Origin of the sequence: Pseudomonas sp. PA-1-3F, from assembly GCF_021609665.1 — a bacterium.
GTDB lineage: Bacteria > Pseudomonadota > Gammaproteobacteria > Pseudomonadales > Pseudomonadaceae > Aquipseudomonas > Aquipseudomonas paracarnis.
Map to the genome: position 1 here is coordinate 38,365 of NZ_WJZD01000019.1, position 25,285 is coordinate 63,649.

At 60.8% G+C, this 25,285-nt stretch carries 19 protein-coding genes; 14 read left to right on the forward strand and 5 right to left on the reverse strand.

The window, feature by feature from the left end:
- Positions 1-67: 67 nt before the first annotated feature.
- Positions 68-805, reverse strand: coding sequence for a 30S ribosomal protein S2 (gene rpsB / locus GIV26_RS15325; protein WP_003189158.1), 738 nt, complete (start codon positions 803-805; stop codon positions 68-70).
- A gap of 388 nt (positions 806-1,193) precedes the next feature.
- Here rpsB and map point away from each other — a divergent pair, with 388 nt between their 5' ends.
- The 3 genes from map to dapC all read left to right on the forward strand — a co-directional run bounded on the left by map (position 1,194) and on the right by dapC (position 6,078).
- Entirely contained in the window at positions 1,194-1,976 is a 783-nt protein-coding gene (gene map / locus GIV26_RS15330) for a type I methionyl aminopeptidase (RefSeq protein ID WP_003189156.1), read from the forward strand.
- A 64-nt stretch (positions 1,977-2,040) separates the two neighbouring features.
- A complete protein-coding gene (locus tag GIV26_RS15335; RefSeq protein ID WP_103299328.1) occupies positions 2,041-4,743 on the forward strand; it encodes a [protein-PII] uridylyltransferase in 2,703 nt (900 codons plus the stop codon).
- A 135-nt stretch (positions 4,744-4,878) separates the two neighbouring features.
- Positions 4,879-6,078 carry a succinyldiaminopimelate transaminase gene (gene dapC / locus GIV26_RS15340; RefSeq protein WP_034126829.1) on the forward strand — a complete coding sequence of 400 codons (1,200 nt, stop codon included), beginning with the start codon at positions 4,879-4,881 and terminating at the stop codon, positions 6,076-6,078.
- A gap of 11 nt (positions 6,079-6,089) precedes the next feature.
- On the opposite strand, the gene GIV26_RS15345 is transcribed toward dapC, so the two are convergent.
- A complete protein-coding gene (locus tag GIV26_RS15345; RefSeq protein ID WP_236281392.1) occupies positions 6,090-7,733 on the reverse strand; it encodes a Na+/H+ antiporter in 1,644 nt (547 codons plus the stop codon).
- Positions 7,734-7,958: 225 nt separating this feature from the next.
- Between GIV26_RS15345 and GIV26_RS15350 the strand changes: the two genes are divergently transcribed.
- The 4 genes from GIV26_RS15350 to GIV26_RS15365 all read left to right on the forward strand — a co-directional run bounded on the left by GIV26_RS15350 (position 7,959) and on the right by GIV26_RS15365 (position 11,071).
- On the forward strand, positions 7,959-8,321 hold the full coding sequence (locus GIV26_RS15350) for an ArsC family reductase (RefSeq protein ID WP_014717227.1): 363 nt from the start codon (positions 7,959-7,961) through the stop codon (positions 8,319-8,321).
- A 31-nt stretch (positions 8,322-8,352) separates the two neighbouring features.
- Positions 8,353-9,387, forward strand: a complete 1,035-nt coding sequence (gene dapD, locus GIV26_RS15355; RefSeq protein WP_034126827.1) for a 2,3,4,5-tetrahydropyridine-2,6-dicarboxylate N-succinyltransferase — start codon at positions 8,353-8,355, stop codon at positions 9,385-9,387.
- A gap of 68 nt (positions 9,388-9,455) precedes the next feature.
- On the forward strand, positions 9,456-10,661 hold the full coding sequence (locus GIV26_RS15360; protein ID WP_236281395.1) for an aminotransferase class V-fold PLP-dependent enzyme: 1,206 nt from the start codon (positions 9,456-9,458) through the stop codon (positions 10,659-10,661).
- Positions 10,658-11,071, forward strand: a complete 414-nt coding sequence (locus GIV26_RS15365) for a SufE family protein (RefSeq protein WP_034126825.1) — start codon at positions 10,658-10,660, stop codon at positions 11,069-11,071. Before GIV26_RS15360 ends, GIV26_RS15365 begins: the two co-directional genes overlap by 4 nt.
- A 117-nt stretch (positions 11,072-11,188) precedes the next feature.
- Here the strand turns inward: GIV26_RS15365 and tcdA are convergent, their stop codons facing one another.
- Positions 11,189-11,998: a tRNA cyclic N6-threonylcarbamoyladenosine(37) synthase TcdA gene (gene tcdA / locus GIV26_RS15370; RefSeq protein ID WP_371262607.1), complete on the reverse strand. Its 810-nt coding sequence runs from the start codon at positions 11,996-11,998 to the stop codon at positions 11,189-11,191.
- 217 nt (positions 11,999-12,215) lie between these two features.
- Between tcdA and GIV26_RS15375 the strand changes: the two genes are divergently transcribed.
- From GIV26_RS15375 to GIV26_RS15390, 4 genes are all read left to right on the forward strand, one after another.
- Entirely contained in the window at positions 12,216-14,807 is a 2,592-nt protein-coding gene (locus tag GIV26_RS15375) for a glycosyltransferase (RefSeq protein ID WP_034126823.1), read from the forward strand.
- 224 nt (positions 14,808-15,031) lie between these two features.
- Entirely contained in the window at positions 15,032-16,183 is a 1,152-nt protein-coding gene (gene dapE, locus GIV26_RS15380; RefSeq protein ID WP_205548486.1) for a succinyl-diaminopimelate desuccinylase, read from the forward strand.
- Complete coding sequence (locus GIV26_RS15385; RefSeq protein WP_057975999.1) at positions 16,183-16,992, forward strand: putative RNA methyltransferase; 810 nt, start codon at positions 16,183-16,185, stop codon at positions 16,990-16,992. Before dapE ends, GIV26_RS15385 begins: the two co-directional genes overlap by 1 nt.
- A gap of 54 nt (positions 16,993-17,046) precedes the next feature.
- A complete protein-coding gene (locus GIV26_RS15390) occupies positions 17,047-17,424 on the forward strand; it encodes a hypothetical protein (RefSeq protein ID WP_034126820.1) in 378 nt (125 codons plus the stop codon).
- A 119-nt stretch (positions 17,425-17,543) separates the two neighbouring features.
- On the opposite strand, the gene GIV26_RS15395 is transcribed toward GIV26_RS15390, so the two are convergent.
- Positions 17,544-17,753 carry a cold-shock protein gene (locus tag GIV26_RS15395; protein ID WP_034126819.1) on the reverse strand — a complete coding sequence of 70 codons (210 nt, stop codon included), beginning with the start codon at positions 17,751-17,753 and terminating at the stop codon, positions 17,544-17,546.
- Between the two features lie 180 nt (positions 17,754-17,933).
- On the opposite strand from GIV26_RS15395, the gene plsB reads away from it, so the two are divergent.
- The 3 genes from plsB to GIV26_RS15410 are packed head-to-tail and all read left to right on the forward strand — an operon-like array spanning position 17,934 to position 21,623.
- On the forward strand, positions 17,934-20,453 hold the full coding sequence (gene plsB, locus GIV26_RS15400) for a glycerol-3-phosphate 1-O-acyltransferase PlsB (RefSeq protein WP_236281398.1): 2,520 nt from the start codon (positions 17,934-17,936) through the stop codon (positions 20,451-20,453).
- Between the two features lie 51 nt (positions 20,454-20,504).
- On the forward strand, positions 20,505-20,906 hold the full coding sequence (locus GIV26_RS15405) for a YbaY family lipoprotein (RefSeq protein WP_014717218.1): 402 nt from the start codon (positions 20,505-20,507) through the stop codon (positions 20,904-20,906).
- A 27-nt stretch (positions 20,907-20,933) separates the two neighbouring features.
- Complete coding sequence (locus tag GIV26_RS15410; protein WP_003189124.1) at positions 20,934-21,623, forward strand: DUF4197 domain-containing protein; 690 nt, start codon at positions 20,934-20,936, stop codon at positions 21,621-21,623.
- A gap of 593 nt (positions 21,624-22,216) precedes the next feature.
- Here GIV26_RS15410 and GIV26_RS15415 read toward each other — a convergent pair.
- Complete coding sequence (locus GIV26_RS15415) at positions 22,217-25,282, reverse strand: efflux RND transporter permease subunit (RefSeq protein ID WP_054897123.1); 3,066 nt, start codon at positions 25,280-25,282, stop codon at positions 22,217-22,219.
- Between the last annotated feature and the right edge of the window lie 3 nt (positions 25,283-25,285).

Sequence of the window (25,285 nt, forward strand, 5' to 3'; positions counted from 1 at the left end):
GTTTTCGAGGTGGCAAAAAGGGGGCCAAGCCCCCTTTTTGCTTACTGAGTCAACGCCAGGGCGTCAATTACTCAGCGGCAGCTACCGGAGCTTCTTCAACGAACTGCTCGGTACCACCAGCAACGTGGTTGCGACCACGGATTACAGCGTCAGCCATCGAACCCATGTACAGCTGGATAGCGCGGATTGCGTCATCGTTGCCTGGGATGATGTAGTCAACGCCTTCCGGGCTGCTGTTGGTATCGACTACGCCGATAACCGGGATACCCAGCTTGTTGGCTTCGGTGATCGCGATGCGCTCGTGATCAACGTCGATAACGAACAGTGCGTCAGGCAGACCGCCCATGTCCTTGATACCACCCAGGGAACGATCGAGCTTTTCCAGGTCACGGGAGCGCATCAGCGCTTCTTTCTTGGTCAGCTTGGCGAAAGTACCGTCTTCGGCTTGCACTTCAAGGTCACGCAGACGCTTGATGGAAGCACGGATGGTTTTGAAGTTGGTCAGCATGCCGCCCAACCAGCGGTGATCGACGTACGGCGAACCGCAACGTGCTGCTTCTTCAGCAACGATCTTGCCAGCGGAACGCTTGGTGCCGACGAACAGGATCTTGTTTTTGCCCTGGGCCAGACGTTCTACGAAAGTCAGCGCTTCGTTGAACATTGGCAGGGTTTTTTCAAGGTTGATAATGTGAATCTTGTTACGCGCGCCGAAAATGTACTTACCCATTTTCGGGTTCCAGTAACGGGTCTGGTGACCGAAGTGCACACCGGCCTTCAGCATATCGCGCATGTTGACTTGGGACATGATAGTTCCTTAATAAGTCGGGTTTGGCCTCCACGTATCCCAATGACCAACCAGCGGCATCAAGGCCTCCGGCACCCAGGTCATCGTGTCGACACGTGTGTGGATTTAAGCTTTGCGGGGTATCCCCGGAAAGCGGCGCATTTTATACCACAGCATCGGCAAAAACGAAACCCGCAATCACACTTGCCGGTCGTCGTCTTTGCGTAAGCCCTTGAATACAGCCAACATGCCTCTACCTCATAGAGAGAAGCGATCACCAGACGCGCATGATTTGCCAGCATCGTCTGTTAGAATCGCGTTTTTTGGGACTTGCGCGAATGCTGTACCCCTTTGTCGCGCTCCCCGTGAACCGTATTGATTTCAGCGCGTCGCGCTAGAGAGAGCCTGTATGACCGTTACCTTGAAAACCGCCGAAGACATCGCAGGCATGCGCGTTGCCGGCAAACTGGCTGCCGACGTGCTGGAAATGATCGCCGAACACGTCAAGCCCGGCGTCACCACCGAAGCGCTGGACCGCATTTGCCACGACTATATAGTCGACGTGCAAAAAGCCATCCCTGCCCCGCTGAATTACAAAGGCTTCCCCAAGTCGATCTGCACCTCGATCAACCACGTGGTCTGCCACGGCATTCCCGGTGACAAGCCACTGAAAGACGGCGACACCCTGAACATCGACGTCACGGTGATCAAGGATGGTTACCACGGCGACACCAGCCGCATGTTCCACGTCGGTAATGTGCCGGTATGGGCCGAGCGTCTGTCCCAGGTCACCCAGGAATGCATGTACAAGGCCATCGAGATCGTCAAGCCCGGCTGCCGCCTGGGTGACATCGGTGAAGTGATCCAGAAGCACGCGGAAAAGAACGGCTTCTCGGTGGTGCGCGAGTTCTGCGGCCACGGTATCGGCAAGGTGTTCCACGAAGAGCCGCAGATTCTGCATTACGGCCGCGCCGGCACCGGCATGGAACTCAAGGCCGGCATGACGTTCACCATCGAACCGATGATCAACCAAGGCAAGGCCGACACCAAGGTGCTGGGCGACGGCTGGACCGCCATCACCAAGGACCGCAAGCTCTCGGCCCAGTGGGAGCACACCCTGCTGGTCACCGACACCGGCTACGAGATCTTCACCCTGCGCGCTGACGACACCATCCCACGCGTTTCTGCCTGAAGGTCGCCCAGGTTTTCCCGCAACGTGTTGTGACTGACTGATAGATAGAAAGGAAAGCCGAACGATGCCCCAGGTGGATCCCGAACTCTTCGACCGCGGCCAATTCCAGGCCGAGCTGGCACTGAAGGCAAGCCCCATCGCCGCCTTCAAGAAGGCCATCCGCCAAGCCCGCGAGGTGCTCGATGCGCGCTTTCGCAGCGGCCGGGATATTCGCCGCCTGATCGAAGACCGCGCCTGGTTCGTCGATAACATCCTGCAAAAGGCCTGGGAGCAGTTCAATTGGAGTTTCGACGCCGATATCGCCCTGGTGGCGGTCGGCGGCTACGGTCGCGGCGAACTGCATCCCTACTCCGACATCGACCTGCTGATCCTGCTGGACCAGGCCGATCATGAGACCTTTCGCGATTCCATCGAGCGCTTTCTGACGTTGCTGTGGGACATCGGCCTGGAAGTCGGCCAGAGCGTACGCTCGGTGGACGAATGCGCCGAAGAAGCCCGTGCCGACCTGACGGTGGTCACCAACCTGATGGAAAGCCGCACCATCTGCGGCCCCGAGCGCCTGCGCCAGCGCATGCTCGAAGTCACCAGTACCGCACACATGTGGCCAAGCAAAGACTTTTTCCTGGCCAAGCGCGCCGAGCAAAAAGCCCGGCACCACAAGTACAACGACACCGAATACAACCTGGAACCCAACGTCAAAGGCTCACCCGGTGGGCTGCGGGATATCCAGACAATCTTGTGGGTGGCGCGCCGTCAATACGGCACGCTGAACCTGCGCGCCCTGGCCGGCGAAGGCTTTCTGGTGGAGAGCGAAAATTCCCTGCTGGCCTCGTCCCAGGAATTCCTGTGGAAGGTGCGCTACGCCCTGCACATGCTGGCCGGTCGTTCCGAAGACCGCCTGCTCTTCGATCACCAGCGCTCTATCGCTACCCTTCTGGGCTTTGAAGGCGAAGATGCGAAGACCAGCATCGAGAGCTTCATGCAGCAGTATTACCGGGTAGTCATGAGCATTGCCCAGCTCAGCGACTTGATCATCCAGCACTTCGAAGAAGTGATCCTGGCCCCCGAAGACGAAGCGCCACCGCAGCCGATCAATGCGCGTTTCCAGTTGCACGACGGCTATATCGAAGCACGCAACGACAACGTGTTCCGCCGCACCCCGTTCGCCATGCTGGAAATCTTCGTGTTGATGGCCCAGCAGCCGGAGATCAAAGGCGTGCGCGCCGATACCATCCGCTTGCTGCGGGAAAACCGTCACCTGATCGACGACGATTTTCGCAACGACATTCGCAATACCAGCCTGTTTATCGAGCTGTTCAAGTGCCGCATCGGCATCCATCGCAACCTGCGGCGCATGAACCGTTACGGCATTCTGGGGCGCTACCTGCCGGAGTTCGGCTTTATCGTCGGGCAGATGCAGCACGACCTGTTCCATATCTATACCGTCGATGCCCACACCCTGAACCTGATCAAGCACCTGCGTAAGTTGCAGTACACCCAGGTGTCAGAGAAATTCCCGCTGGCCAGTAAGCTGATGGCCAAGCTGCCCAAGCCCGAGCTGATTTACCTGGCCGGCTTGTACCACGACATCGGCAAAGGCCGGCATGGCGACCACTCGGAGATCGGCGCGGTCGATGCCGAAGCCTTCTGCCAGCGCCACCAGTTGCCGGTGTGGGACAGCCGCCTGATTGTCTGGCTGGTGCAGAACCACCTGGTGATGTCGACCACGGCCCAGCGCAAGGACCTGTCCGACCCGCAGGTGATCCACGACTTTGCCGGCATCGTCGGCGATGAAACCCGCCTGGATTACCTGTATGTGCTGACCGTCTCCGACATCAACGCCACCAACCCGACGCTGTGGAACTCCTGGCGCGCCAGCCTGTTGCGCCAGCTGTACACCGAAACCAAGCGCGCCCTGCGCCGTGGCCTGGAGAACCCGGTGGACCGCGAAGAGCAGATCCGCCGCACCCAAAGCGCAGCCCTGGATATCCTGGTGCGCGGCGGTAACGACCCGGACGACGTCGAGCAACTCTGGTCGCAACTGGGTGATGATTACTTCCTGCGCCACACCGCCGGCGACGTGGCCTGGCACAGCGACGCGATCCTGCAGCAACCCGCCGATGGCGGCCCGTTGGTCTTGATCAAGGAAACCACCCAGCGCGAATTCGAAGGCGGCACGCAGATCTTCATTTACGCGCCCGACCAGCACGACTTCTTCGCCGTGACCGTGGCGGCCATGGACCAGCTCAACCTGAACATCCATGACGCCCGGGTCATCACCTCCAGCAGCCAGTTCACCCTCGACACCTACATCGTGCTCGACGCCGACGGCGACTCGATTGGCGACAACCCGGCGCGCGTGAAAAAGATCCGCGAGGGCCTCACCGAAGCCCTGCGCAACCCCGACGACTACCCCACCATCATCCAGCGCCGGGTGCCGCGCCAGCTCAAGCATTTTGCCTTTGCGCCTCAGGTGACCATTTCCAACGACGCACAGCGCCCGGTGACGGTGCTGGAGCTCAGCGCACCGGATCGCCCAGGCCTGCTGGCGCGTATCGGCGGGATTTTCCTGGAGTTCGACCTGTCATTGCAAAATGCCAAGATTGCGACCCTGGGCGAGCGGGTGGAAGACGTGTTCTTTATCACCGATGCCGACAACCAGCCACTGTCCGACCCGGAGCTGTGCCTGCGTTTACAGGCGGCAATCGTGGAGCAGTTGAGCGTGACCCAGGAACCCGGTGTCGAGCTGACCAGACTGACTATTTGAATTCTTAACTTTGTGAACACGAGTCATGTGGGAGCCGGCTTGCCTGCGATGCAGACACCTCGGCCCGTCCGATCGACCGCAGATCGCAGGCAGGCCAGCTCCCACAGATCCGCGCTCACCGTGATAGAGGCTTATATGAACAACGCCCTTAACCAGTTGCAGCCCTACCCCTTCGAGAAGCTGCGCGCCCTGCTCGGCAGCGTGACGCCGAACCCGGACAAACGCCCGATCGCACTGTCCATCGGCGAGCCCAAGCACACGTCACCGGCCTTCGTTGCCGAGGCCTTGAGCAATAACCTCGATCAAATGGCGGTGTACCCCACCACGTTGGGTATCCCGGCACTGCGTGAAGCCATTGGCGCCTGGTGCGAACGCCGCTTCAACGTGCCCAAGGGCTGGCTAGACCCAGCGCGCAACATCCTGCCGGTCAACGGTACGCGCGAGGCGCTGTTTGCCTTCACCCAGACCGTGGTCAACCGCGGCGACGATGCGCTGGTTGTGAGCCCCAACCCGTTCTACCAGATCTACGAAGGCGCCGCGTTCCTGGCCGGGGCCAAGCCGCATTACCTGCCGTGCCTGGATAGCAACGGCTTCAATCCAGACTTCGATGCTGTCTCTGCGGATATCTGGAAACGTTGCCAGATCCTGTTCCTGTGCTCCCCCGGTAACCCGACCGGTGCGCTGATTCCAGTCGCCACGCTGAAAAAACTCATCGCCCTGGCCGATAAATACGATTTCGTCATCGCCGCCGACGAATGCTACAGCGAACTGTACTTCGACGAACAAACCCCACCCCCGGGCCTGCTCAGCGCCTGCGTCGAACTGGGCCGTCAGGACTTCAAGCGTTGTGTGGTATTCCACAGCCTATCCAAGCGCTCCAACCTGCCAGGCCTGCGTTCAGGCTTCGTGGCCGGCGACGCCGAGATCCTCAAGGCCTTTTTGCTGTACCGCACCTACCATGGCTGCGCGATGCCGGTGCAAACCCAGTTGGCCAGCATCGCCGCCTGGCAGGACGAGGCCCATGTACTGGCCAACCGTGACCTGTACCGCGAGAAGTTCGACGCAGTGCTGGCGATCCTCAAGCCGGTGCTGGACGTGCAAAGCCCGGACGGCGGCTTTTACCTGTGGCCGAATGTACAAGGCGATGACGCCGCCTTCTGCCGCGATTTGTTCGTGGAAGAACATGTGACGGTGGTGCCGGGCTCTTACCTGTCGCGGGAAGTGGACGGCTTTAACCCAGGTGCGGGGCGTGTGCGCCTGGCATTGGTTGCGCCGTTGGCCGAATGCGTGGAAGCGGCTGAGCGGATTCGCGACTTTATCCAGCGTCGCCGTTAAGGGCTTACGGGTCACTTCATGTGACCCAAATTCGCCTCGCTCATATCCAATTCCGCCAGCACCTCCCTCAATACGTCATCACCAATCTGGTGGTGACGGCTCAAGCTGTACAATTCCAACCGTTGCGCGCGCAGAGCCTTGAGCCGCAGCTTGCGCTCAAGCAGGTCCATTTGCTGCGCCAGCGCCTGAGCTTCAGCCGAATCGTTGAAGACTTCCAATTGATGGCGATATTCCGACATCAGCCGTGCCTTCAGTTCGGTAGCCAATGCCGCCTGGGCGGCGTCCGGCGTGTCGGCCTCGGCTGGCTCGTCGGCCTCCAGTGCATGAATCGCGGCCACGGCGGTCTTTTTCCAGGCTTCGCGCACTTCTTTGTGGCGTTTTTCATCCGGGCTATTCTCGACGCCGCGTAACAGCAGCGGCAGCGCGATACAGGCAGCGACCAGTGATAACAGGATCACACCGGCAGCGATAAAGATCAGCAGGTCACGCTCAGGGAAATCCTGGCCAGGCGCCAACAGCAAGGGCACCGACATGACGCCCGCCAGGGTCACCGCACCGCGTACACCGCCGACGGTCAACAACCAGCAGGAACGGGCCGTCGGCACCAGGGTCAGCGCGTTTTTGCCACGTAGCCTGCGCAGCAACCCCGACAGCCGCCAGATGCTTTGCACCCAGATGAAGCGCAATACCACCAGCACCAGGAAGATCGCCACCACATCCAGGCAGCGATACATCAAGGTGGGCCACAGCGTGGTTTCATGGCTGACCACGGCCTTGATGATGTCAGGCAGTTGCAGACCGAGCAGCAGGAAGATCAGGCCGTTAAAGGCAAACTCCACCAACGACCACACGCTGCGGTTGAGCAAGCGCGTGCTGGTCTGGCGCGGCAGCAGGTCGAGCCAGCTTTGCATCATGCCCGCTGCCACCGCCGAGAGGATGCCGGACGCGCCCAGGCGTTCAGCCAGTACGTACGCAGCAAAGGGCAGCAACAACATGAACACCACATGGGTCGCCGGGTCATCCCACCCGCGCGCGATCATCCAGGCGCGCAGGCGGCCGACCAACCAGCTCAACGCCACGCCGATCGCCAGCCCGCCCACCGCCACCAACACAAACGTCAGGCTGGCATCCGCCAGGGAAAAGACTCCGGTCAACGCCGCGGCCAGGGCGAACTTGAAAGTCACCAGGCCCGACGCGTCATTCATCAAGGCCTCGCCCTGGAGCATGTGCATCAGCGGCTTGGGCAAACGGTTCTGGGAAATGGCCGACACCGCCACGGCGTCCGTCGGCGAGAGCACCGCTGCCAGGGCAAAGGCCACCGGCAAGGGGATCGAGGGCAGCAACCAATGAATGAAGTAACCGGCGCCCACCACGGTGAACAGCACCAGCCCCACCGCCAATGTCAGGATCGGGCCACGCAGGCGCCACAACTCACGCTTGGGCATGCGCCAACCATCGGAAAACAACAGTGGCGGCAGGAACAGAAACAGGAACAGCTCAGGGTCCAGCGCCACATGCAGCCCCAACGTGGGCCAGGCCAACAAGGCGCCGGCGGCGATCTGCACCAGGGGCAAGGGCAGTGGGATGATGCGCCCGATCAGGCGCGAAAAGCTGACCAGCATCAGCAGGATAAGAACGGTGTAGGCGGTTTGCATAACGCGGGTTTCCCGGACAATCGACTCGCAACGACACATCAGGCAACAACTGGCCGTTGAAGTGCCATATTACCCGGCTATGTTACCTGGCTATGTTACTCGCCTATGCTGCGCACTGGCACTTTGCACAAAAGTCGCACGCTGTTGACGAGCGGCGCCGAAACCCGCTGGTCGTGGCATAATCCGCGATCTTTCATTTTCATTCGTCCAAAGGGGGGCAATTCCTTGAGTGCTTCAAGCAAAACCTTGCACCTTTTCGGCATCAAAGCCTGCGACACCATGAAAAAGGCGCGCACCTGGCTCGATGAGCACGGGGTGAGCTATGAGTTCCATGACTACAAAACGGCCGGTATCGACCGCGAACACTTGACCCAATGGTGCAATGAGCACGGTTGGCAGGTGGTTTTGAACCGTGCGGGCACCACCTTTCGCAAACTCGAAGACGAACGCAAAGCCGATCTCGATCAGTCGAAAGCCATTGAATTGATGCTCGCACAACCCTCGATGATCAAGCGCCCGGTGCTCGATCTCGGTGACAGAACCCTGATTGGCTTCAAGCCAGATAGTTATTCGGCGGCCCTCAAGTAGGCCAGCCTTCCATTTTTGTAGAGGTAACAGCATGTCCAATTCCCTGTTCAGCCTGGGCTTCGGCGTCGGCACTCAGAACCGCCAAGGTGCTTGGCTGGAAGTGTTTTACGCACAACCCTTGCTCAATCCATCGGCTGAAATCGTTGCCGCCATCGCACCGATCCTCGGTTACACCGAAGGCAACCAGGCGATCACCTTCACCGTGAGCCAGGCCCTGCAACTGGCCGACGCGCTCAAAGGCGTCGATGCTGCCCAGGCCGCCCTGCTCAGCCGTCTGGCTGAAAGCCACACGCCGCTGGTCGCGACCTTGCTGGCCGAAGACGCCGCACTGACCTCCACGCCTGAGGCCTACCTCAAGCTGCACCTGCTGTCCCATCGCCTGGTCAAGCCCCACGGCCTGAGCCTGGCCGGTGTGTTCCCGCAGTTGCCGAACGTGGCCTGGACCAGCCAGGGCGCTATCGACATCAATGAACTGGCCGAGCGCCAACTGGAAGCGCGCCTGCGTGGCGACCTGCTGGAAGTGTTCTCGGTGGACAAGTTCCCGAAAATGACCGACTACGTCGTACCGGCTGGCGTGCGTATCGCTGACGCTGCACGTATCCGTCTGGGCGCGTACGTGGGCGAAGGCACCACCGTGATGCACGAAGGCTTCGTCAACTTCAACGCGGGCACCGAAGGCCCGGGCATGATCGAAGGTCGCGTATCGGCGGGCGTATTCGTCGGCAAGGGCTCGGACCTGGGCGGCGGTTGCTCCACCATGGGCACCCTGTCGGGCGGCGGCAATATCGTGATCAAGGTGGGCGAAGGCTGCCTGATCGGCGCCAACGCCGGTACCGGTATCCCATTGGGCGACCGCAACACCGTGGAGTCGGGCCTCTACATCACCGCCGGCACCAAGGTTGCCCTGCTGGACGAGCAGAACCAACTGGTCAAGGTGGTCAAGGCACGCGAGTTGGCTGGCCAGCCGGACCTGCTGTTCCGTCGTAACTCCGAGACCGGTGCCGTGGAGTGCAAAACCCACAAATCGGCCATCGAACTGAACGAAGCGCTGCACGCTCACAACTAAGCAGCCACTCGATGCCACTAGCGGGCCGCACCCTCGGGGGCGGCCCGCTTATACGAGTCTTGATCACCATGCTTGTGCCCTCCCCCTGGCGCGCCGACTTCCCGGCCATCGCCACCCTGCAACGGCAAGACCAGACCTATCTGGACAGCGCCGCCACCACGCAAAAACCCCAAGCCCTGCTGGATGCCATCAGTCATTACTACGCCAATGGCGCAGCGAATGTGCACCGTGCCCAGCATTTGCCCGGGGCCCATGCTACCCAGGCCTTTGAAGACAGCCGCAGCAAGGTCGCGCAGTGGTTGAACGCAGGTGACAGCGGGCAGGTTGTGTTTACCCACGGCGCAACGTCTGCGCTGAACCTCCTGGCCTATGGCCTGGAACACTTATTCAATGCGGGCGATGAGATTGCCATCAGCGCCCTAGAACACCACGCCAACCTGTTGCCCTGGCAGCAATTGGCCAAACGCCGCGCGCTCACGCTGGTGGTATTACCCCTGGACGATGAAGGCGTAATAGACTTGGACGCCGCAGCCCGCCTGATTGGCCCGCGCACGCGCCTGCTGGCGGTGAGCCAGTTGTCCAACGTGCTCGGTGCCTGGCAGCCGCTGCCAGCCTTGCTGGCGCTGGCCCAGGCACACGGCGCCCTCACGGTGGTGGACGGCGCCCAAGGCATCGTCCATGGCCGCCACGACGTACAGGCCCTGGGCTGCGACTTCTACGTGTTCTCCAGCCACAAACTCTACGGCCCGGACGGCGTCGGCGTACTGTATGGCCGTAATGAGGCCCTGCACCACCTGCGCCACTGGCAGTTCGGCGGCGAGATGGTGCAACAGGCCGACTACCACAGCGCCAGCTTTCGCCCCGCGCCGCTGGGCTTTGAAGCCGGCACCCCACCGATTGCCAGTGTGATCGGCCTGGGCGCGAGCCTGGATTACCTGAGCTCGCTGGATCCCTCCGCGGTGATCGCCCACGAAGCCGCCCTGCATGACTACCTGCTGCGTGGGCTTAAGGCACGCAATGGTGTACGCGTGTTGGGATCGCCACAGGTTGCGCTGGTGAGTTTTGTGGTGGAGGGCGTGCACAACGCCGACCTCGCCCACCTGCTCACCGAGCAAGGCATTGCTGTGCGCGCCGGTCATCACTGCGCGATGCCATTGTTGAAGGCAATGCATCTGTCAGGCGCAATCCGCGTTTCCCTGGCGCTCTACAACGATTCCGACGACCTGGAACGCTTTTTTGAAGCGTTGGACCAGGCGCTGGATATGTTGCGATGAGCTTGCCAGTGGACGCCATGGCCGCGCTGGAGGCCTTCCAGGCTGTGGGCAGCTGGGAGCAGCGCGCACGGATGCTGATGCAATGGGGTGAACGCTTGCCCGCCCTGGCTGATGACGAAAAGGTCGACGCTAACCTGGTGCAAGGTTGTGAAAGCCTAGTGTGGTTGGTGGGCCGCTTGCAGGACGGCCATTGGCAGTTTGCTGCAAGCAGCGAGGCACGGATGATTCGCGGGTTGGTGGCGTTGCTGCTGGCGCGGGTCAACGGCTTGTCTGCTGATCAATTGCAAGCGGTCGACCTGCCTGGCTGGTTCAATCAACTGGGCCTGTCGCGCCAACTATCGCCGTCGCGCAGCAATGGTTTGAATGCCGTACTGCAACGCATGCGAGACCTGACGCGTACACAGAAATAATGTGGGAGCTGGCGTGCCTGCGATAGCGGCGAATCAGTCAGTATTTTCAGTGGCTGACACACCGCTATCGCAGGCAGGCCAGCTCCCAAAATCTGGATCTATGTTCGGCAATGAGATTTAGCTGGGTTTGATGCGCTCCGACGGCCTGCGCACTCCCGCCACAATCTTGTCCACCGCCTTGGTCGCCGCCACCATGCCGAACGTGGCGGTGACCATCATCACCGCGCCAAACCCTCCCGCGCAGTCAAGCTTGACCCCGTCGCCGACAAAGCTCTTCTGCAAACAGATACTGCCATCGGGTTTGGGATAGCGCAGTTGTTCGGTGGAAAACACGCAGGGCACGCTGTAATGACGGGTCACCGTGCGCGAGAAGCCATAATCGCGGCGCAAGGTAGAGCGTACTTTCGACGCCAGCGGATCATTGAAGGTGCGGTTCAGGTCGCACACCTGGATCAGCGTGGGGTCAATCTGCCCGCCGGCACCGCCAGTAGTGATGATCTGGATCTTGCGACGCTTGCACCAGGCAATCAGCGCCGCCTTGGCGTTGACCGCGTCGATGCAGTCGATCACGCAGTCGATAGTCGGGGTGATGTACTCGGCCATGGTGTCGCGGGTGACGAAGTCTGCCACCGCGTGCACGGTGCACTCAGGATTAATACCGCGCAAACGCTCGGCCATCACTTCGACCTTGGGCTTGCCCACGGTGCTGTCCAAGGCATGCAACTGGCGGTTGCTGTTGCTGACGCAGACATCGTCCAGGTCAAACAGCGAAATCTCGCCCACCCCGCAGCGGGCAATCGCTTCCGCCGCCCAGGAACCCACGCCGCCGACGCCGACAATCGCCACATGGGCCGCTTTCAAGCGCTCCAGGCCCTCAAGCCCGTACAAGCGGGCGACGCCTGCAAACCGCGGATCTTCTGTACTCATCATCATTACCCCAAAAACCGGCGCGCATTATAGGGCTACGGAGCGGCAAGTTTTAAGCTACAAGTTACAAGTGAAGAACTTAGATGGAGTTTCGCAGACTAACGTCCGGCCTTTCTCTGTCTGCTGTACGCTCAGGGAAGCGCCAGTGTAGGATGCGCGCCGTTCGGCGCAGGCCGACACCTCTTTCGTTCCGCACCCTTTGGAACCCGACATAACCATGGCATCGCGTAAATTTGGACTCAACCTGGTGGTGGTGCTGGCAATTGCCGCGCTGTTCACCGGTTTCTGGGCGCTGATCAACCGCCCGGTCACCGCTCCCAACTGGCCCGATCAGATCTCCGGTTTTTCCTACTCGCCGTTCCAGCAAGGCCAGTACCCGCAGAAAGGCCAGTACCCTACCGACGAACAGATGCGTCAGGACCTTGCGATCATGAGCAAGCTGACGGACAACATCCGTACCTACTCAGTGGACGGCCCCCTGGGGGATATACCCAAGCTGGCCGAAGAGTTTGGCCTGCGCGTGACCCTGGGGATCTGGATCAGCCCGGACCTTGAGCGTAACGAGCGGGAGATCCAGCGCGCTATCGAGATCGCCAACACCTCGCGCAGCGTCGTGCGCGTAGTGGTGGGCAACGAAGCGTTGTTCCGTGAAGAAATCACCCCCGAAGCCCTGATCGTGCTGCTCGACCGCGTGCGCGCCGCCGTGAAAGTCCCGGTGACCACCTCCGAGCAATGGCACATCTGGGAAAAGAACCCGCAACTGGCCAAGCACGTCGACCTGATCGCCGCGCACATCCTGCCGTTCTGGGAATACATCCCAATGGACAAGGCCGGCCAGTACGTTCTCGACCGCGCCAAGGACCTGAAGAAAGCCTTCCCGAAAAAGCCACTGCTGCTATCGGAAGTGGGCTGGCCGAGCAACGGCCGTATGCGCGGTGGCAATGAGTCGTCGCCGGCCGACCAGGCGATTTACCTGCGTACGCTGGTCAACAAGCTCAACCGCCAGGGTTACAACTACTTTGTGATCGAGGCCTTCGACCAGCCGTGGAAGGTCAGCGACGAAGGGTCGGCGGGTGCGTATTGGGGTGTATTCAATGCCGCACGCCAGCAGAAATTCAATTTTGACGGCCCGGTGGTGGCGATTCCGCAATGGCGGGTACTGGCCATCGGTTCGGTGGTGCTTGCGCTGCTGTCCCTGACCCTGTTGATGATCGACGGCTCGGCCCTGCGCCAGCGGGGCCGTACCTTCCTGACCTTCATTGCGTTCCTGTGCGGGTCGGTGCTGGTCTGGATCGGCTACGACTACAGCCAGCAATACAGCACCTGGTTCAGCGTGACGGTCGGGGTGTTGCTGGCACTCGGCGCCCTGGGCGTGTTCATTGTGTTGCTGACCGAAGCCCACGAACTGGCGGAAGCGGTGTGGACCCACAAGCGTCGGCGTGAATTCCTGCCCGTGGAAGGCGACTCGGACTACCGCCCGAAAGTGTCGATCCACGTGCCGTGCTACAACGAGCCACCGGAAATGGTCAAGCAGACCCTCGACGCCCTGGCCGCCCTCGACTATCCGGATTATGAAGTCCTGATCATCGACAACAACACCAAGGACCCGGCGGTGTGGGAGCCGGTGCGCGACTACTGCGAAACCCTCGGCCCGCGCTTCAAGTTCTTCCACGTCGCGCCCCTGGCCGGTTTCAAGGGCGGCGCGCTGAACTACCTGATCCCGCACACCGCCAAGGATGCCGAAGTGATCGCAGTGATCGACTCGGACTACTGCGTATCGCCGAACTGGCTCAAGCACATGGTGCCGCACTTCGCCGACCCGAAAATCGCCGTGGTGCAGTCGCCCCAGGATTACCGCGACCAGAACGAAAGCACCTTCAAGAAGCTCTGCTACGCCGAATACAAGGGCTTCTTCCATATCGGCATGGTCACCCGTAACGACCGTGACGCGATCATCCAGCACGGCACCATGACCATGACCCGCCGCTCGGTGCTTGAAGAGCTGGGCTGGGCCGACTGGTGCATCTGTGAAGACGCCGAACTGGGCCTGCGCGTGTTCGAAAAAGGCTTGTCGGCGGCGTACTACCACGACAGCTACGGCAAGGGTTTGATGCCGGATACCTTTATCGACTTCAAGAAACAGCGTTTCCGCTGGGCCTATGGCGCGATCCAGATCATCAAGCGCCACACCGCCAGCCTGTTGCGCGGTAAAGACACCGAACTGACCCGTGGCCAGCGCTACCACTTCCTTGCGGGCTGGTTGCCGTGGGTGGCCGACGGCATGAACATCTTCTTTACCGTCGGCGCCCTGTTGTGGTCTGCGGCGATGATCATCGTGCCGACTCGGGTCGACCCGCCATTGCTGATTTTCGCGATCCCGCCGTTGGCGTTGTTTGTGTTCAAAGTCGGCAAGATCATCTTCCTCTATCGTCGTGCGGTAGGTGTGAACTTGAAAGATGCGTTCTGCGCGGCACTGGCCGGGTTGGCGCTGTCTCATACCATCGCCAAAGCGGTGTTGTACGGCTTCTTCACCAGCAGCATTCCGTTCTTTCGTACACCGAAAAACGCGGATAACCACGGCTTCTGGGTGGCGATTTCCGAAGCCCGCGAAGAAATGTTCATCATGCTGCTGCTATGGGGCGCGGCGCTGGGGATCTACCTGGTGCAAGGCCTGCCGAGCAATGACATTCGCTTCTGGGTGGTGATGTTGCTGGTACAGTCGCTGCCGTACGTGGCGGCGCTGATCATGGCGTTCTTGTCGTCGCTGCCCAAACCTTCGACGGCGCCTGAGGCTGCGCCGGCGGCGTAAAAAGTCACGCGATGCACTAAACGGCGGCCTTTGGCCGCCGTTTTGCTATAAGATAACGGCCCTTTTGCGTGCCTTACACCCATCACTGTAGGAGCGAGCTTGCTCGCGAAAATCGTTAACGATAACGCGGGCATCCTGAATGCACGCGGTGCCCTTGAGTTTTTCGCGAGCGAGCTCGCTCCTACAGTTAGAACGTCGCCGCCTCGATTTCCGGAGTTCCCCCCATGACGGCCCATGCCGACCTTTCGCCGACCCTTCAACTTGCCATCGACCTGATCCGTCGCCCGTCGGTCACACCGATCGATGCCGATTGCCAGAAGCTGATGATGCAGCGCCTGGGCGACGCCGGTTTTGCGCTTGAACCGATGCGCATCGAAGATGTGGACAACTTCTGGGCCACCCACGGCAAGCACGAAGGCCCGGTGCTGTGTTTTGCCGGTCACACCGACGTGGTGCCGACCGGCCCGGTACAGGCCTGGCAGAACGACCCGTTCGACGCGTTGATCGATGACAACGGCATGCTCTGCGGCCGTGGCGCGGCGGACATGAAAGGCAGCCTGGCGGCGATGCTGGTGGCGGCGGAACGTTTCGTCAGCGACTACCCGGACCACAAGGGTTCGGTCGCCTTCCTGATCACCAGCGACGAAGAAGGCCCGGCGCACCACGGCACCAAGGCCGTGATCGAACGCCTGGCCGCACGCAACGAGCGCCTGGACTGGTGCATCGTCGGCGAACCGTCGAGCACCAGCCTGGTGGGCGACGTGGTCAAGAACGGCCGCCGAGGCTCCCTTGGCGCCACCTTGACCGTGCGCGGTGTACAGGGCCATGTGGCTTACCCGCATCTGGCAAAGAACCCGATCCACCTGGCCGCACCGGCCCTGGCCGAACTCGCTGCCGAGCATTGGGATGACGGCAACGCGTTCTTCCCGCCAACCAGCTTCCAGATTTCCAACCTCAACTCCGGTACTGGCGCCACCAACGTGATCCCGGGTGACCTGACGGCGGTGTTCAACTTCCGTTTTTCCACCGAATCCACCGTCGAGGGCCTGCAACAACGCGTCGCGGCCATTCTCGACAAACATGGCCTGGACTGGCACGTGGAGTGGGCGCTGTCGGGCCTGCCGTTCCTCACCGAGCCAGGCGCTCTGTTGGATGCAGTGTCGGCCAGCATCCTGGCGATCACCGGGCGCGAGACCCAGGCGTCTACCAGTGGCGGTACTTCCGATGGGCGCTTCATTGCAACGTTGGGCACCCAGGTGGTCGAACTGGGCCCGGTGAACGCGACGATCCACCAGGTCAATGAACGCATCCTGGCCAGCGACCTCGACGTGCTGACCGAAATCTACTACCAGACCCTGATCAAGTTGCTCGCCTGATGCTTGCCTGCCCCATTTGCAGTGCACCGCTCAATACCGTGGACAACGGCGTGGCGTGCCCGGCCGGGCACCGCTTCGACCGCGCGCGCCAGGGTTATTTGAACCTGTTGCCGGTGCAGCACAAGAACAGCCGCGACCCAGGCGACAACCTGGCCATGGTCGAGGCGCGCCGCGACTTCCTCAACGCTGGCCACTATGCGCCAGTGGCCAAGCGCCTGGCCGAACTGGCCGCCGAGCGTGCACCGCAGCGCTGGGTCGACATTGGGTGTGGCGAGGGTTACTACACCGCGCAAATTGCCCAGGCCCTACCCCACGCCGACGGCTATGCCCTGGATATCTCCAAGGAAGCGGTCAAGCGCGCGTGCAAACGCAACCCGGCGCTGACCTGGTTGATCGCCAGCATGGCCCGCGTGCCATTGGCCGATGCCAGCTGCCAGTTCCTCGCCAGCGTGTTCAGCCCGTTGGACTGGCAAGAGGCCAAGCGCCTGCTCAGTCCCGGCGGTGGTTTGATGAAGGTCGGCCCGACCAGCGGCCACTTGATGGAACTGCGCGAGCGTCTTTACGACGAGGTACGCGAGTACACCGACGACAAACACCTGGCCCTGGTGCCGGACGGTATGAGCCTTGCTCACAGTGAAACCCTGGAATTCACCCTGAGCCTGGCCGAAGCCCAGGACCGCGCCAACCTGCTGGCGATGACGCCCCACGGCTGGCGGGCCAGTGCCGAGCGCCGCCACGAGGTGATCGAGGCGGCCGAGCCGCTGCAGGTCACGGTGTCGATGCGTTACGATTATTTCGTGCTTCAATGACTGACGTTCACCCATCCGCGAATGGATTTTCGAATCCCGCAACGAGGAACATCCATGCGCCAACCCGATATTGAGATTTACCTGAAGGACGCCGACGTCGATCACAAGGCCATCGCCGCCTGGCTGGGTGCCGCCCTGGGCCCGTGCACCGATTGGGTCCAGAAAGGCCAGACCTACAAGTGCAAGGCCGGCAGCGTGCCGGTGACCTGGCTGCCCAAGGCGGTAGGCAAATGGAACAGCCTGTACCTGGAAAGCGACCAGACCCCATGGGACGACGACATCGCCTGCGCCCGCGCCGCGTTTGCCGCGCTGAACGTCGAAGTGCGTTGCGCGCCGGGCACCTGGGTTGAGGAAGAAGGTGAGGAAAGTGCCGACACCTGGATTCGCATCAGCGAAGACGGTGAAGAACAGATCACCTGGAAGACCGCCTGAAGATCGTTCCCACGCTCTGCGTGGGAAAGTAGCCTGGGACGCTCTGCGTCCCAAAGCGTGACGCGGAGCGTCACAAGAGGCGTTCCCACGCAGAGCGTGGGAACGATCAAACAACGTTGTTACAGGCCCACCACATCCTCCGCCTGCAAGCCCTTCTCGCCCGTCACCACGGCGTACTCCACCTGCTGGCCCTCGGCCAACGAACGGTGGCCTTCACCGCGAATGGCGCGGTAGTGCACAAACACATCCTTGCCATCCTCACGCTGGATAAAGCCGTAGCCCTTTGCATCGTTGAACCACTTCACATTGCCGGTTTCGCGCGTTGACATCTGTTCACTCCCACTGGTTTTTTATTGTTGAGTCGCTCGCATTGAACTGCCGAGTATAAGACAGGCTCAAAAACCATCAACTCAACTTTACATCGCTGCTTTTTTGCCGATTTTCGGCGAATACGGCACACTACCCGCCCGAGCGCCTGCTCGGTTTTTTCCACTTGAAGCAGCTCGCCTATGACCCGCTCCCCGTTCCGCCGTCTGGTGTTTGGCACCTTGCGCCGACTGTTGTACCTCTGGGTTCGCTCAGAGACGATCAACCAGTCGTCCCTAACCCTCAACCTGGACCGCAGCCGGCCGGTTTTCTACGTCCTGCAATCACCCTCCCTCACCGAGTTGGCGGTGGTCGATGCCGAGTGCACCAAGGCTGGCCTGCCACGTCCGGTGCTGCCGGTGTCGGTGGGGCCGTTGATGGAGCCTGCGGCGTTCTTCTACCTCACGCCGGATCCGGATTGGCTCGGCCGCCAGGACAAGCGCGGTGCGCCGCCCACCCTGACGCGCCTGGTCAACACCCTCACCGAACACGCCGAAGAGAATGCACAAATCATTCCGGTCAGTGTGTTCTGGGGCCAATCCCCCGAAAGCGAGTCCAGCCCGTGGAAGCTGTTGTTCGCCGACAGCTGGGCGGTCACCGGGCGTCTACGCCGGTTGTTGAGCATCCTGATCCTGGGGCGCAAGACTCGCGTGCAATTCTCCGCGCCTATCAACCTGCGTGAATTGATCGAGCACAATAAAGGTCACGAACGCACCGTACGCATGGCCCAGCGCATCCTGCGTGTGCACTTCCGTAACCTGAAGACGGCAGTGATCGGCCCCGACCTGTCCCACAGGCGTAATCTGGTCAAGGGCCTGGTTAATATGCCGCTGGTACGCCAAGCCATTGCGGATGAAGCCGAACGCGAAAAGATCACCCCGGAAAAAGCCAAGGCCCTGGCCCTGCGCTATGGCAACGAGATTGCCTCGGATTACACCTACACCGCGATCCGCTTCCTGGAAGTGGTATTGAGCTGGTTCTGGAACAAGATCTACGACGGTATCAAGGTCAATAACATCGAGGGCGTGCAAAAGGTGGCCCAAGGCTACGAGGTGATCTACGTGCCTTGCCACCGCAGCCACATCGACTATCTGCTGCTGTCCTACCTGCTGTTCAAGAACGGCCTGACCCCGCCGCACATCGCCGCCGGCATCAACCTCAACATGCCGGTGATCGGCAGCCTGCTGCGCCGTGGCGGTGCGTTTTTCATGCGCCGCACCTTCAAGGGCAACCCTTTGTACACCTCGGTGTTCAACGAATACCTGCACACACTGTTTACCAAGGGTTTCCCGGTGGAATACTTCGTCGAAGGCGGCCGCTCGCGCACCGGGCGCATGCTGCAACCAAAAACCGGCATGCTGGCGATCACCTTGCGCAGCTTCCTGCGTTCCTCGCGCATGCCCATCGTGTTCGTGCCGGTGTATATCGGCTATGAGCGCGTGCTCGAAGGCCGCACTTACCTGGGCGAACTGCGTGGCGCGAGCAAGAAGAAAGAGTCGATCTTCGATATTTTCAAAGTGGTCGGCGCGCTCAAGCAGCGCTTCGGCCAAGTGGCGGTCAACTTCGGTGAGCCGATCAAGCTGGCGGAGTTCCTCGACGCCGAGCAACCGGACTGGCGCGCCCAGGAACTGGGGCCGAACTACAAACCGGCCTGGCTCAACGAAACCACCAATCGCCTCGGCGAACAGGTGGCGCGCCACTTGAACGAAGCCGCTGCGGTGAACCCGGTGAACCTGGTGGCGCTGGCCCTGCTGTCCACCACCCGCCTGGCCCTGGATGAACAGGCCATGGCCCGCCAGCTGGACCTGTACCTGGCGCTGTTGCGTCGTGTGCCCTACTCGCCCCATACCACTTTGCCGGAGGGCGATGGCCTGGCGCTGATCAAGCACGTCAAGGACATGAACCTGTTGTCCGAACAGAGCGACGCCCTGGGCAAAATCGTTTATCTGGATGAGCAGAATGCCGTCCTGATGACCTACTACCGCAACAATGTGCTGCACATCTTCGCCCTGCCAGCGTTGCTGGCGAGCTTCTTCCAGAGCAGTTCGCGCATGACCCGCGAACAGATCCTGCGCTACACCCACGCGCTCTACCCGTACCTGCAATCGGAGCTGTTTATCCGTTGGTCGCTGGAGGATCTGGACAGCGTGGTCGACCAGTGGCTGGTCGCGTTTGTCGAACAAGGCCTGCTGCGTTTCGAAAACGCCGTATACCTGCGCCCGGCGCCGAGTTCGCGGCACTTTGTGCTGCTGACGCTGCTGTCCAAGAGCATCGCCCAGACCCTGCAACGTTTCTACATGGCGATCTCGTTACTGCTCAACAGCGGCCAGAACAGCATCAGCGCCGAAGAGCTGGAAGACCTGTGCACGATCATGGCCCAGCGCCTGTCGATCCTGCACGGCCTCAATGCCCCGGAATTCTTCGACAAGAGCCTTTTCCGACATTTTATCCAGACGTTGCTGGAGCAAGATGTGCTGCGCCGCGATGAAGCCGGCAAGCTGGGCTATCACGACCTGCTCGGCGAACTGGCCGAAGGCGCCGCCAAACGCGTACTGCCGGCGGATATTCGCCTGTCGATCCGCCAGGTTGCCTTGCACCGCGTGGACGGCGCAGCCGAGGCTGCGGCCGAACCGGTTGCCGTCAACCCTGAAGCACAGCGCTAGACTGAATGAGGCGCCGGGCGGATTCCGGCGCCGTTGAAAAGGAGCCGCACCTTGAAAAAACTCATCCTCCTGGGCCTGACCGCCCTGCTCGGAGCCTGCCACTCGATGACCCCAACCCCGAAGGCCAGCCTCGACGGCGAAGTGTTCTACCTGCAACGCATCGCCCTGCCGCCAGCCGCCACCTTGAGTGTCAGCCTGCAGGACGTGTCCCTGATGGACGCCCCGGCCGTGACCCTCGCCGAACAGAAAGGCCCGGTCAAAGGCCAGGTGCCGCTGCCGTTTCACCTGAGCTATGACCCGGCCCAGGTTAAGCCAGGCCACACATACTCGGTCAGCGCTCGCATCGAGCTGGACGGCAAGCTACTGTTTATCACCACCGAGCGGCACACCGTGCAGCTCAACGGCCAGGACCCACAACCGCTGCGCCTGCGCGTGGATGCGGCTGCACACTGATCATTCCCACTTCATAAGGAAGCGCCCATGCTCCGCAAATCTCTTCGCCTCACCGCCCTGTGTGCTGGCTTGCTATTCGGCGCCAACGCCATGGCCCTGGATCTCGGCAGCCTGTCCCAGGGTGACGCCAGCGGCGGCCTCAAGGATGCCTTGACCCAAGGTGCACAGATTGCTGTGAAACAGCTCGGGACGCCCGGTGGTTTCAGCAACAACCCGGACGTGAAGATCGGCCTGCCGGGCAAACTCGGCAAAGTCGCCGACAAGTTGAAAATGTTCGGCATGGGTGACCAGGTCACGCAGCTGGAAACCAGCATGAACAAGGCAGCGGAAACCGCCGTGACTCAGGCCCAGCCGATCCTGGTCAACGCTGTGAAGAACATGAGCGTGACCGACGCCAAGGGCATTCTCAGCGGTGGCCAGGACTCCGCCACCCAGTACCTGAACAAAAGCAGCCGTGAAGAGATTCGCGCCAAGTTCCTGCCTATCGTCAAGGCCGCCACCGACAAAGTCGGCGTGGCCCAGCAGTACAACGCCCTCGCCGGCAAGGCCGCGGCCTTTGGCGCGGTGGACGCCAAGAGCGCCAACGTTGAGAACTACGTGACCGAGCAGGCCCTGGATGGTTTGTTCAAGATGATTGCGCAGCAGGAAGAAACGATTCGCAAGAATCCAGCGGCTGCGGCTACCAGCTTGGCCAAGAAGGTGTTTGGCGCGCTGTAAAACCTGCCGATCTGCCCTGCCCCCCCCACAAGCGCCTCGTATTCTCGAGGCGTTTGCGCAAAAAAGAGCCTCAAAGTCAGTAATTTATGGCCGCCTTCATGACAATCGTCAGCTCAACGGTTTTTATGTAGCAACACTTCGGAGGGGGCTCGGGATTGCACTCTTCAGGAGGTTTGGGTTTGCATTCCTCAGGAGGCTTGGGTCTGCATTCCTCAGGAGGCTTGGGTCTGAAACTCTCAAGGGGCTTGGGTTTGCAATACCCAGGGCGCTTGGGCTTACAACGTTCCGGAGGGCTGGGTTTACACTTTTCAGGAGGTTTTGGCCTGCTGGGCGGACGCAGAAAAGCCTTCAAACTAGCTATACACATGGCGAACTCCTTAAATTCATTCCAATCACTACTGTTTCTGCCGACGAGCAAGAGCAGTAGGTACCTGCCAACCAGGTAACATTGAGTGGCAATCAATAAGGAAAGGTTCCTAGGCCCGTGTAGTGAGCTTCCTATCTCTCACATAGGAAAATTGCTCATTCTGCCGCATGCCCACGGTGACGGGGCGCGTACTCTCTACGCCCCGACAACCGAGATGACAGCCTGATTATCCAGCGTCCTTTTTGACGCGAAACCACGCGGCATAAAGCGCCGGGAGAAAGAGCAAGGTCAATGCCGTAGCCACGATCAACCCTCCCATGATCGCCACGGCCATCGGCCCGAAGAACACACTGCGCGACAGCGGAATCATCGCCAGCACCGCCGCCAGTGCCGTCAGAACAATCGGGCGAAAGCGTCGGACCGTAGCTTCGATAATCGCCTGCCAAGGTGCCAGGCCGGCCTTGATGTCTTGCTCGATCTGGTCCACCAAAATCACCGAGTTACGCATGATCATTCCTGACAGCGCGATGGTGCCAAGCATGGCGACGAAGCCGAAGGGTTGGTGGAATACTAGCAGGAACAGGGTCACGCCGATCAGCCCCAACGGTGCGGTGAGAAAGACCATCGCCGTGCGCGAAAAGCTGCGCAGTTGCAGCATCAGCAAGGTCAGCACCACCACGATAAACAGCGGCACGCCGGCCTTCACCGAGTTTTGCCCACGCGCTGAATCTTCAACCGTGCCGCCCACTTCCAGCAGGTAGCCATCCGGCAGTTCGGCACGTACATCGGCGAGCGTCGGCAAGATCTGCTGCACGAGGGTCGCCGGCTGTTCCTTGCCATAGATATCGGCCCGCACAGTCACCGTGGGCAAGCGGTTGCGATGCCAGATGATGCCTTCTTCGAAGCCATATTCAAGGGTGGCAATTTGCGACAGCGCCACGCTTTTACCATTGTCGGTGGGCACAGCAAGGCTCGGCAGGCGCGACAGTTCGCTACGCTCATGCACCGTGCCGCGCAGGAGGATCTCGATCAATTCGTTGTCCTCACGGTATTGGCTGACGCTGGAGCCGGTCAGGGAACTCTGCAGGAATTTCGCCAGGTTGGCAGTGCTCACGCCGAGGGCGCGGGCACGGTCCTGGTCGATATTCAGGTACACGATTTTGCTTGGCTCTTCCCAGTCCAAGTGCACATTGACCACATGGGTATTTTCGCGAACCTTCGCCGCCACTTTGCGCGCCAGCGCGCGCACCTCTTCGATGTGCTCGCCGGTCACGCGAAACTGCACCGGGTAGCCTACGGGTGGGCCGTTCTCCAGCCGTGTGACACGCGAACGCAGGTCGGGAAATTGCTCGTTGAGGGTTTCGATCAGCCAGGTGCGCAGGCTTTCTCGCTCCTCGATGGTGTTAGCCAACACCACAAACTGGGCGAAGCTGGCAGCGGGCAATTGCTGGTCCAGTGGCAGGTAAAACCGCGGCGAACCGGTGCCCGCGTAGGCGACATAGTTGTTGATGCCGGCATGCTCCTTGAGCAACGCCTCCAGGCGTTTGACCTGTTCGGCGGTGTTGCTGAGCGAAGCGCCCTCGGCCAGTTTCAGGTCGACCATCAACTCCAGGCGACCGGAAGCCGGGAAGAACTGTTGCGGCACGAAGCGGAACAGTGCAACCGAGCCGATAAACAGCAGCAAGGTCAGCACGATCACGGTTTTACGCCGTTGCACGCACCACTCCACCAGACGTCTTACACGCTGATAGAAGGGTGTGCCGTAAGGGTCCGGGCCGTCGGTACCGTGTTTGGCGGCGTGAATCTTCGCCAGGTCGGGCAGGAGTTTTTCCCCCAGGTACGGCACAAACACCACGGCTGCCACCCAGGAGGCCAGCAGTGCGATGGTCACCACCTGGAAGATCGAGCGGGTGTATTCCCCGGTGCTCGATTGCGCGGTGGCAATTGGCAAGAAGCCCGCCGCCGTGATCAGGGTGCCGGTGAGCATAGGGAACGCGGTACTGGTCCAGGCGAAACTTGCAGCCTTGAGCCGGTCGTAGCCCTGCTCCATTTTGATCGCCATCATTTCCACGGCGATGATCGCGTCATCTACCAACAAGCCCAGTGCCAGGACCAAGGCGCCAAGGGAAATCTTGTGCAGGCCGATGCCCAGGTAATACATGCTGGCAAAGGTCATCGCCAGTACCAGCGGAATCGTCAGGGCAACGACCATGCCGGTGCGCACACCGAGGGAGAAAAAGCTCACCAGCAAAACAATCGCCAACGCTTCAGCCAGTACCTGGACAAACTCGCCGACGCTGGTCTTTACCGCTGCTGGTTGGTCCGACACTTTGCGCAGCTCCATCCCTGCCGGAAGGTTCTTTTGCAGGCGTGCGAATTGCGCTTCAAGGGCCTTGCCCAATACGAGGATGTCGCCACCGTCGCGCATGGCCACGGCCAAGCCGATGGCATCTGCGCCCATGTAGCGCATGCGCGGTGCCGGTGGGTCGTTGAAACCTCGATGGATGTCAGCCACGTCACCGATGCGGAAAGTGCGATCCCCCACGCGTATCGGAAAGTTGCGGATCTCTTCCACCGTCTTGAAGTTGCCAGAAACGCGCAATTGCACGCGCTCGGTAGGGGTTTCAAAGAAGCCGGCGGTGGACACCGCATTTTGTTCCTGCAACGCCTGCTGTACCGCAGCCAAAGGCAAGCCGAGGGTAGCGAGCTTGAGGTTGGACAGCTCGATCCAGATCTTCTCGTCCTGCAAGCCGAGCAACTCGACCTTGCCCACATCCGGGACGCGTTGCAGCTGGATCTGGATACGGTCGGCGTAGTCCTTGAGCACGGCATAGTCGAATCCGTCGCCGGTCAGGGCGTAGATATTGCCGAACGTGGTGCCGAACTCATCGTTGAAAAACGGCCCCTGAATATCCGGCGGCAAGGTGTGGCGGATGTCGCTGATTTTCTTGCGCACCTGATACCACAGCTCGGGAATCTGCGCCGAACGCATCGAATCACGGGCAATAAAGGTGACCTGGGATTCACCGGGGCGGGAGAACGACACGATGCGTTCGTACTCACCGGTCTCCATGAGTTTTTTCTCGATTCGCTCGGTGACCTGGCGCGATACCTCCTGGGCCGTGGCCCCGGGCCAGTTGGTCTTGATCACCATGGCCTTGAAGGTAAAGGGCGGGTCTTCGCTTTGCCCCAGCTTGGTGTAGGACAAGGTGCCAACCACGGCCAGCAGGATCATCAGGAACAGTACGATCTGGCGATTACGCAACGCCCATTCGGAAAGATTGAAACCCATGGG

Bases quoted from the DNA above. Each gene is read 5' to 3' on its own strand.
- GIV26_RS15375 (WP_034126823.1), top strand. From the start codon at position 12,216: ATGGCATCGCGTAAATTTGGACTCAACCTGGTGGTGGTGCTGGCAATT.
- dapD (WP_034126827.1), top strand. From the start codon at position 8,353: ATGTCCAATTCCCTGTTCAGCCTGGGCTTCGGCGTCGGCACTCAGAAC.
- plsB (WP_236281398.1), top strand. From the start codon at position 17,934: ATGACCCGCTCCCCGTTCCGCCGTCTGGTGTTTGGCACCTTGCGCCGA.
- dapE (WP_205548486.1), top strand. From the start codon at position 15,032: ATGACGGCCCATGCCGACCTTTCGCCGACCCTTCAACTTGCCATCGAC.
- map (WP_003189156.1), top strand. From the start codon at position 1,194: ATGACCGTTACCTTGAAAACCGCCGAAGACATCGCAGGCATGCGCGTT.
- GIV26_RS15365 (WP_034126825.1), top strand. From the start codon at position 10,658: ATGAGCTTGCCAGTGGACGCCATGGCCGCGCTGGAGGCCTTCCAGGCT.
- GIV26_RS15395 (WP_034126819.1), bottom strand. From the start codon at position 17,753: ATGTCAACGCGCGAAACCGGCAATGTGAAGTGGTTCAACGATGCAAAG.
- GIV26_RS15335 (WP_103299328.1), top strand. From the start codon at position 2,041: ATGCCCCAGGTGGATCCCGAACTCTTCGACCGCGGCCAATTCCAGGCC.
- dapC (WP_034126829.1), top strand. From the start codon at position 4,879: ATGAACAACGCCCTTAACCAGTTGCAGCCCTACCCCTTCGAGAAGCTG.
- GIV26_RS15360 (WP_236281395.1), top strand. From the start codon at position 9,456: ATGCTTGTGCCCTCCCCCTGGCGCGCCGACTTCCCGGCCATCGCCACC.
- GIV26_RS15415 (WP_054897123.1), bottom strand. From the start codon at position 25,282: ATGGGTTTCAATCTTTCCGAATGGGCGTTGCGTAATCGCCAGATCGTA.
- rpsB (WP_003189158.1), bottom strand. From the start codon at position 805: ATGTCCCAAGTCAACATGCGCGATATGCTGAAGGCCGGTGTGCACTTC.
- GIV26_RS15390 (WP_034126820.1), top strand. From the start codon at position 17,047: ATGCGCCAACCCGATATTGAGATTTACCTGAAGGACGCCGACGTCGAT.
- tcdA (WP_371262607.1), bottom strand. From the start codon at position 11,998: ATGAGTACAGAAGATCCGCGGTTTGCAGGCGTCGCCCGCTTGTACGGG.
- GIV26_RS15385 (WP_057975999.1), top strand. From the start codon at position 16,183: ATGCTTGCCTGCCCCATTTGCAGTGCACCGCTCAATACCGTGGACAAC.
- GIV26_RS15345 (WP_236281392.1), bottom strand. From the start codon at position 7,733: ATGCAAACCGCCTACACCGTTCTTATCCTGCTGATGCTGGTCAGCTTT.
- GIV26_RS15410 (WP_003189124.1), top strand. From the start codon at position 20,934: ATGCTCCGCAAATCTCTTCGCCTCACCGCCCTGTGTGCTGGCTTGCTA.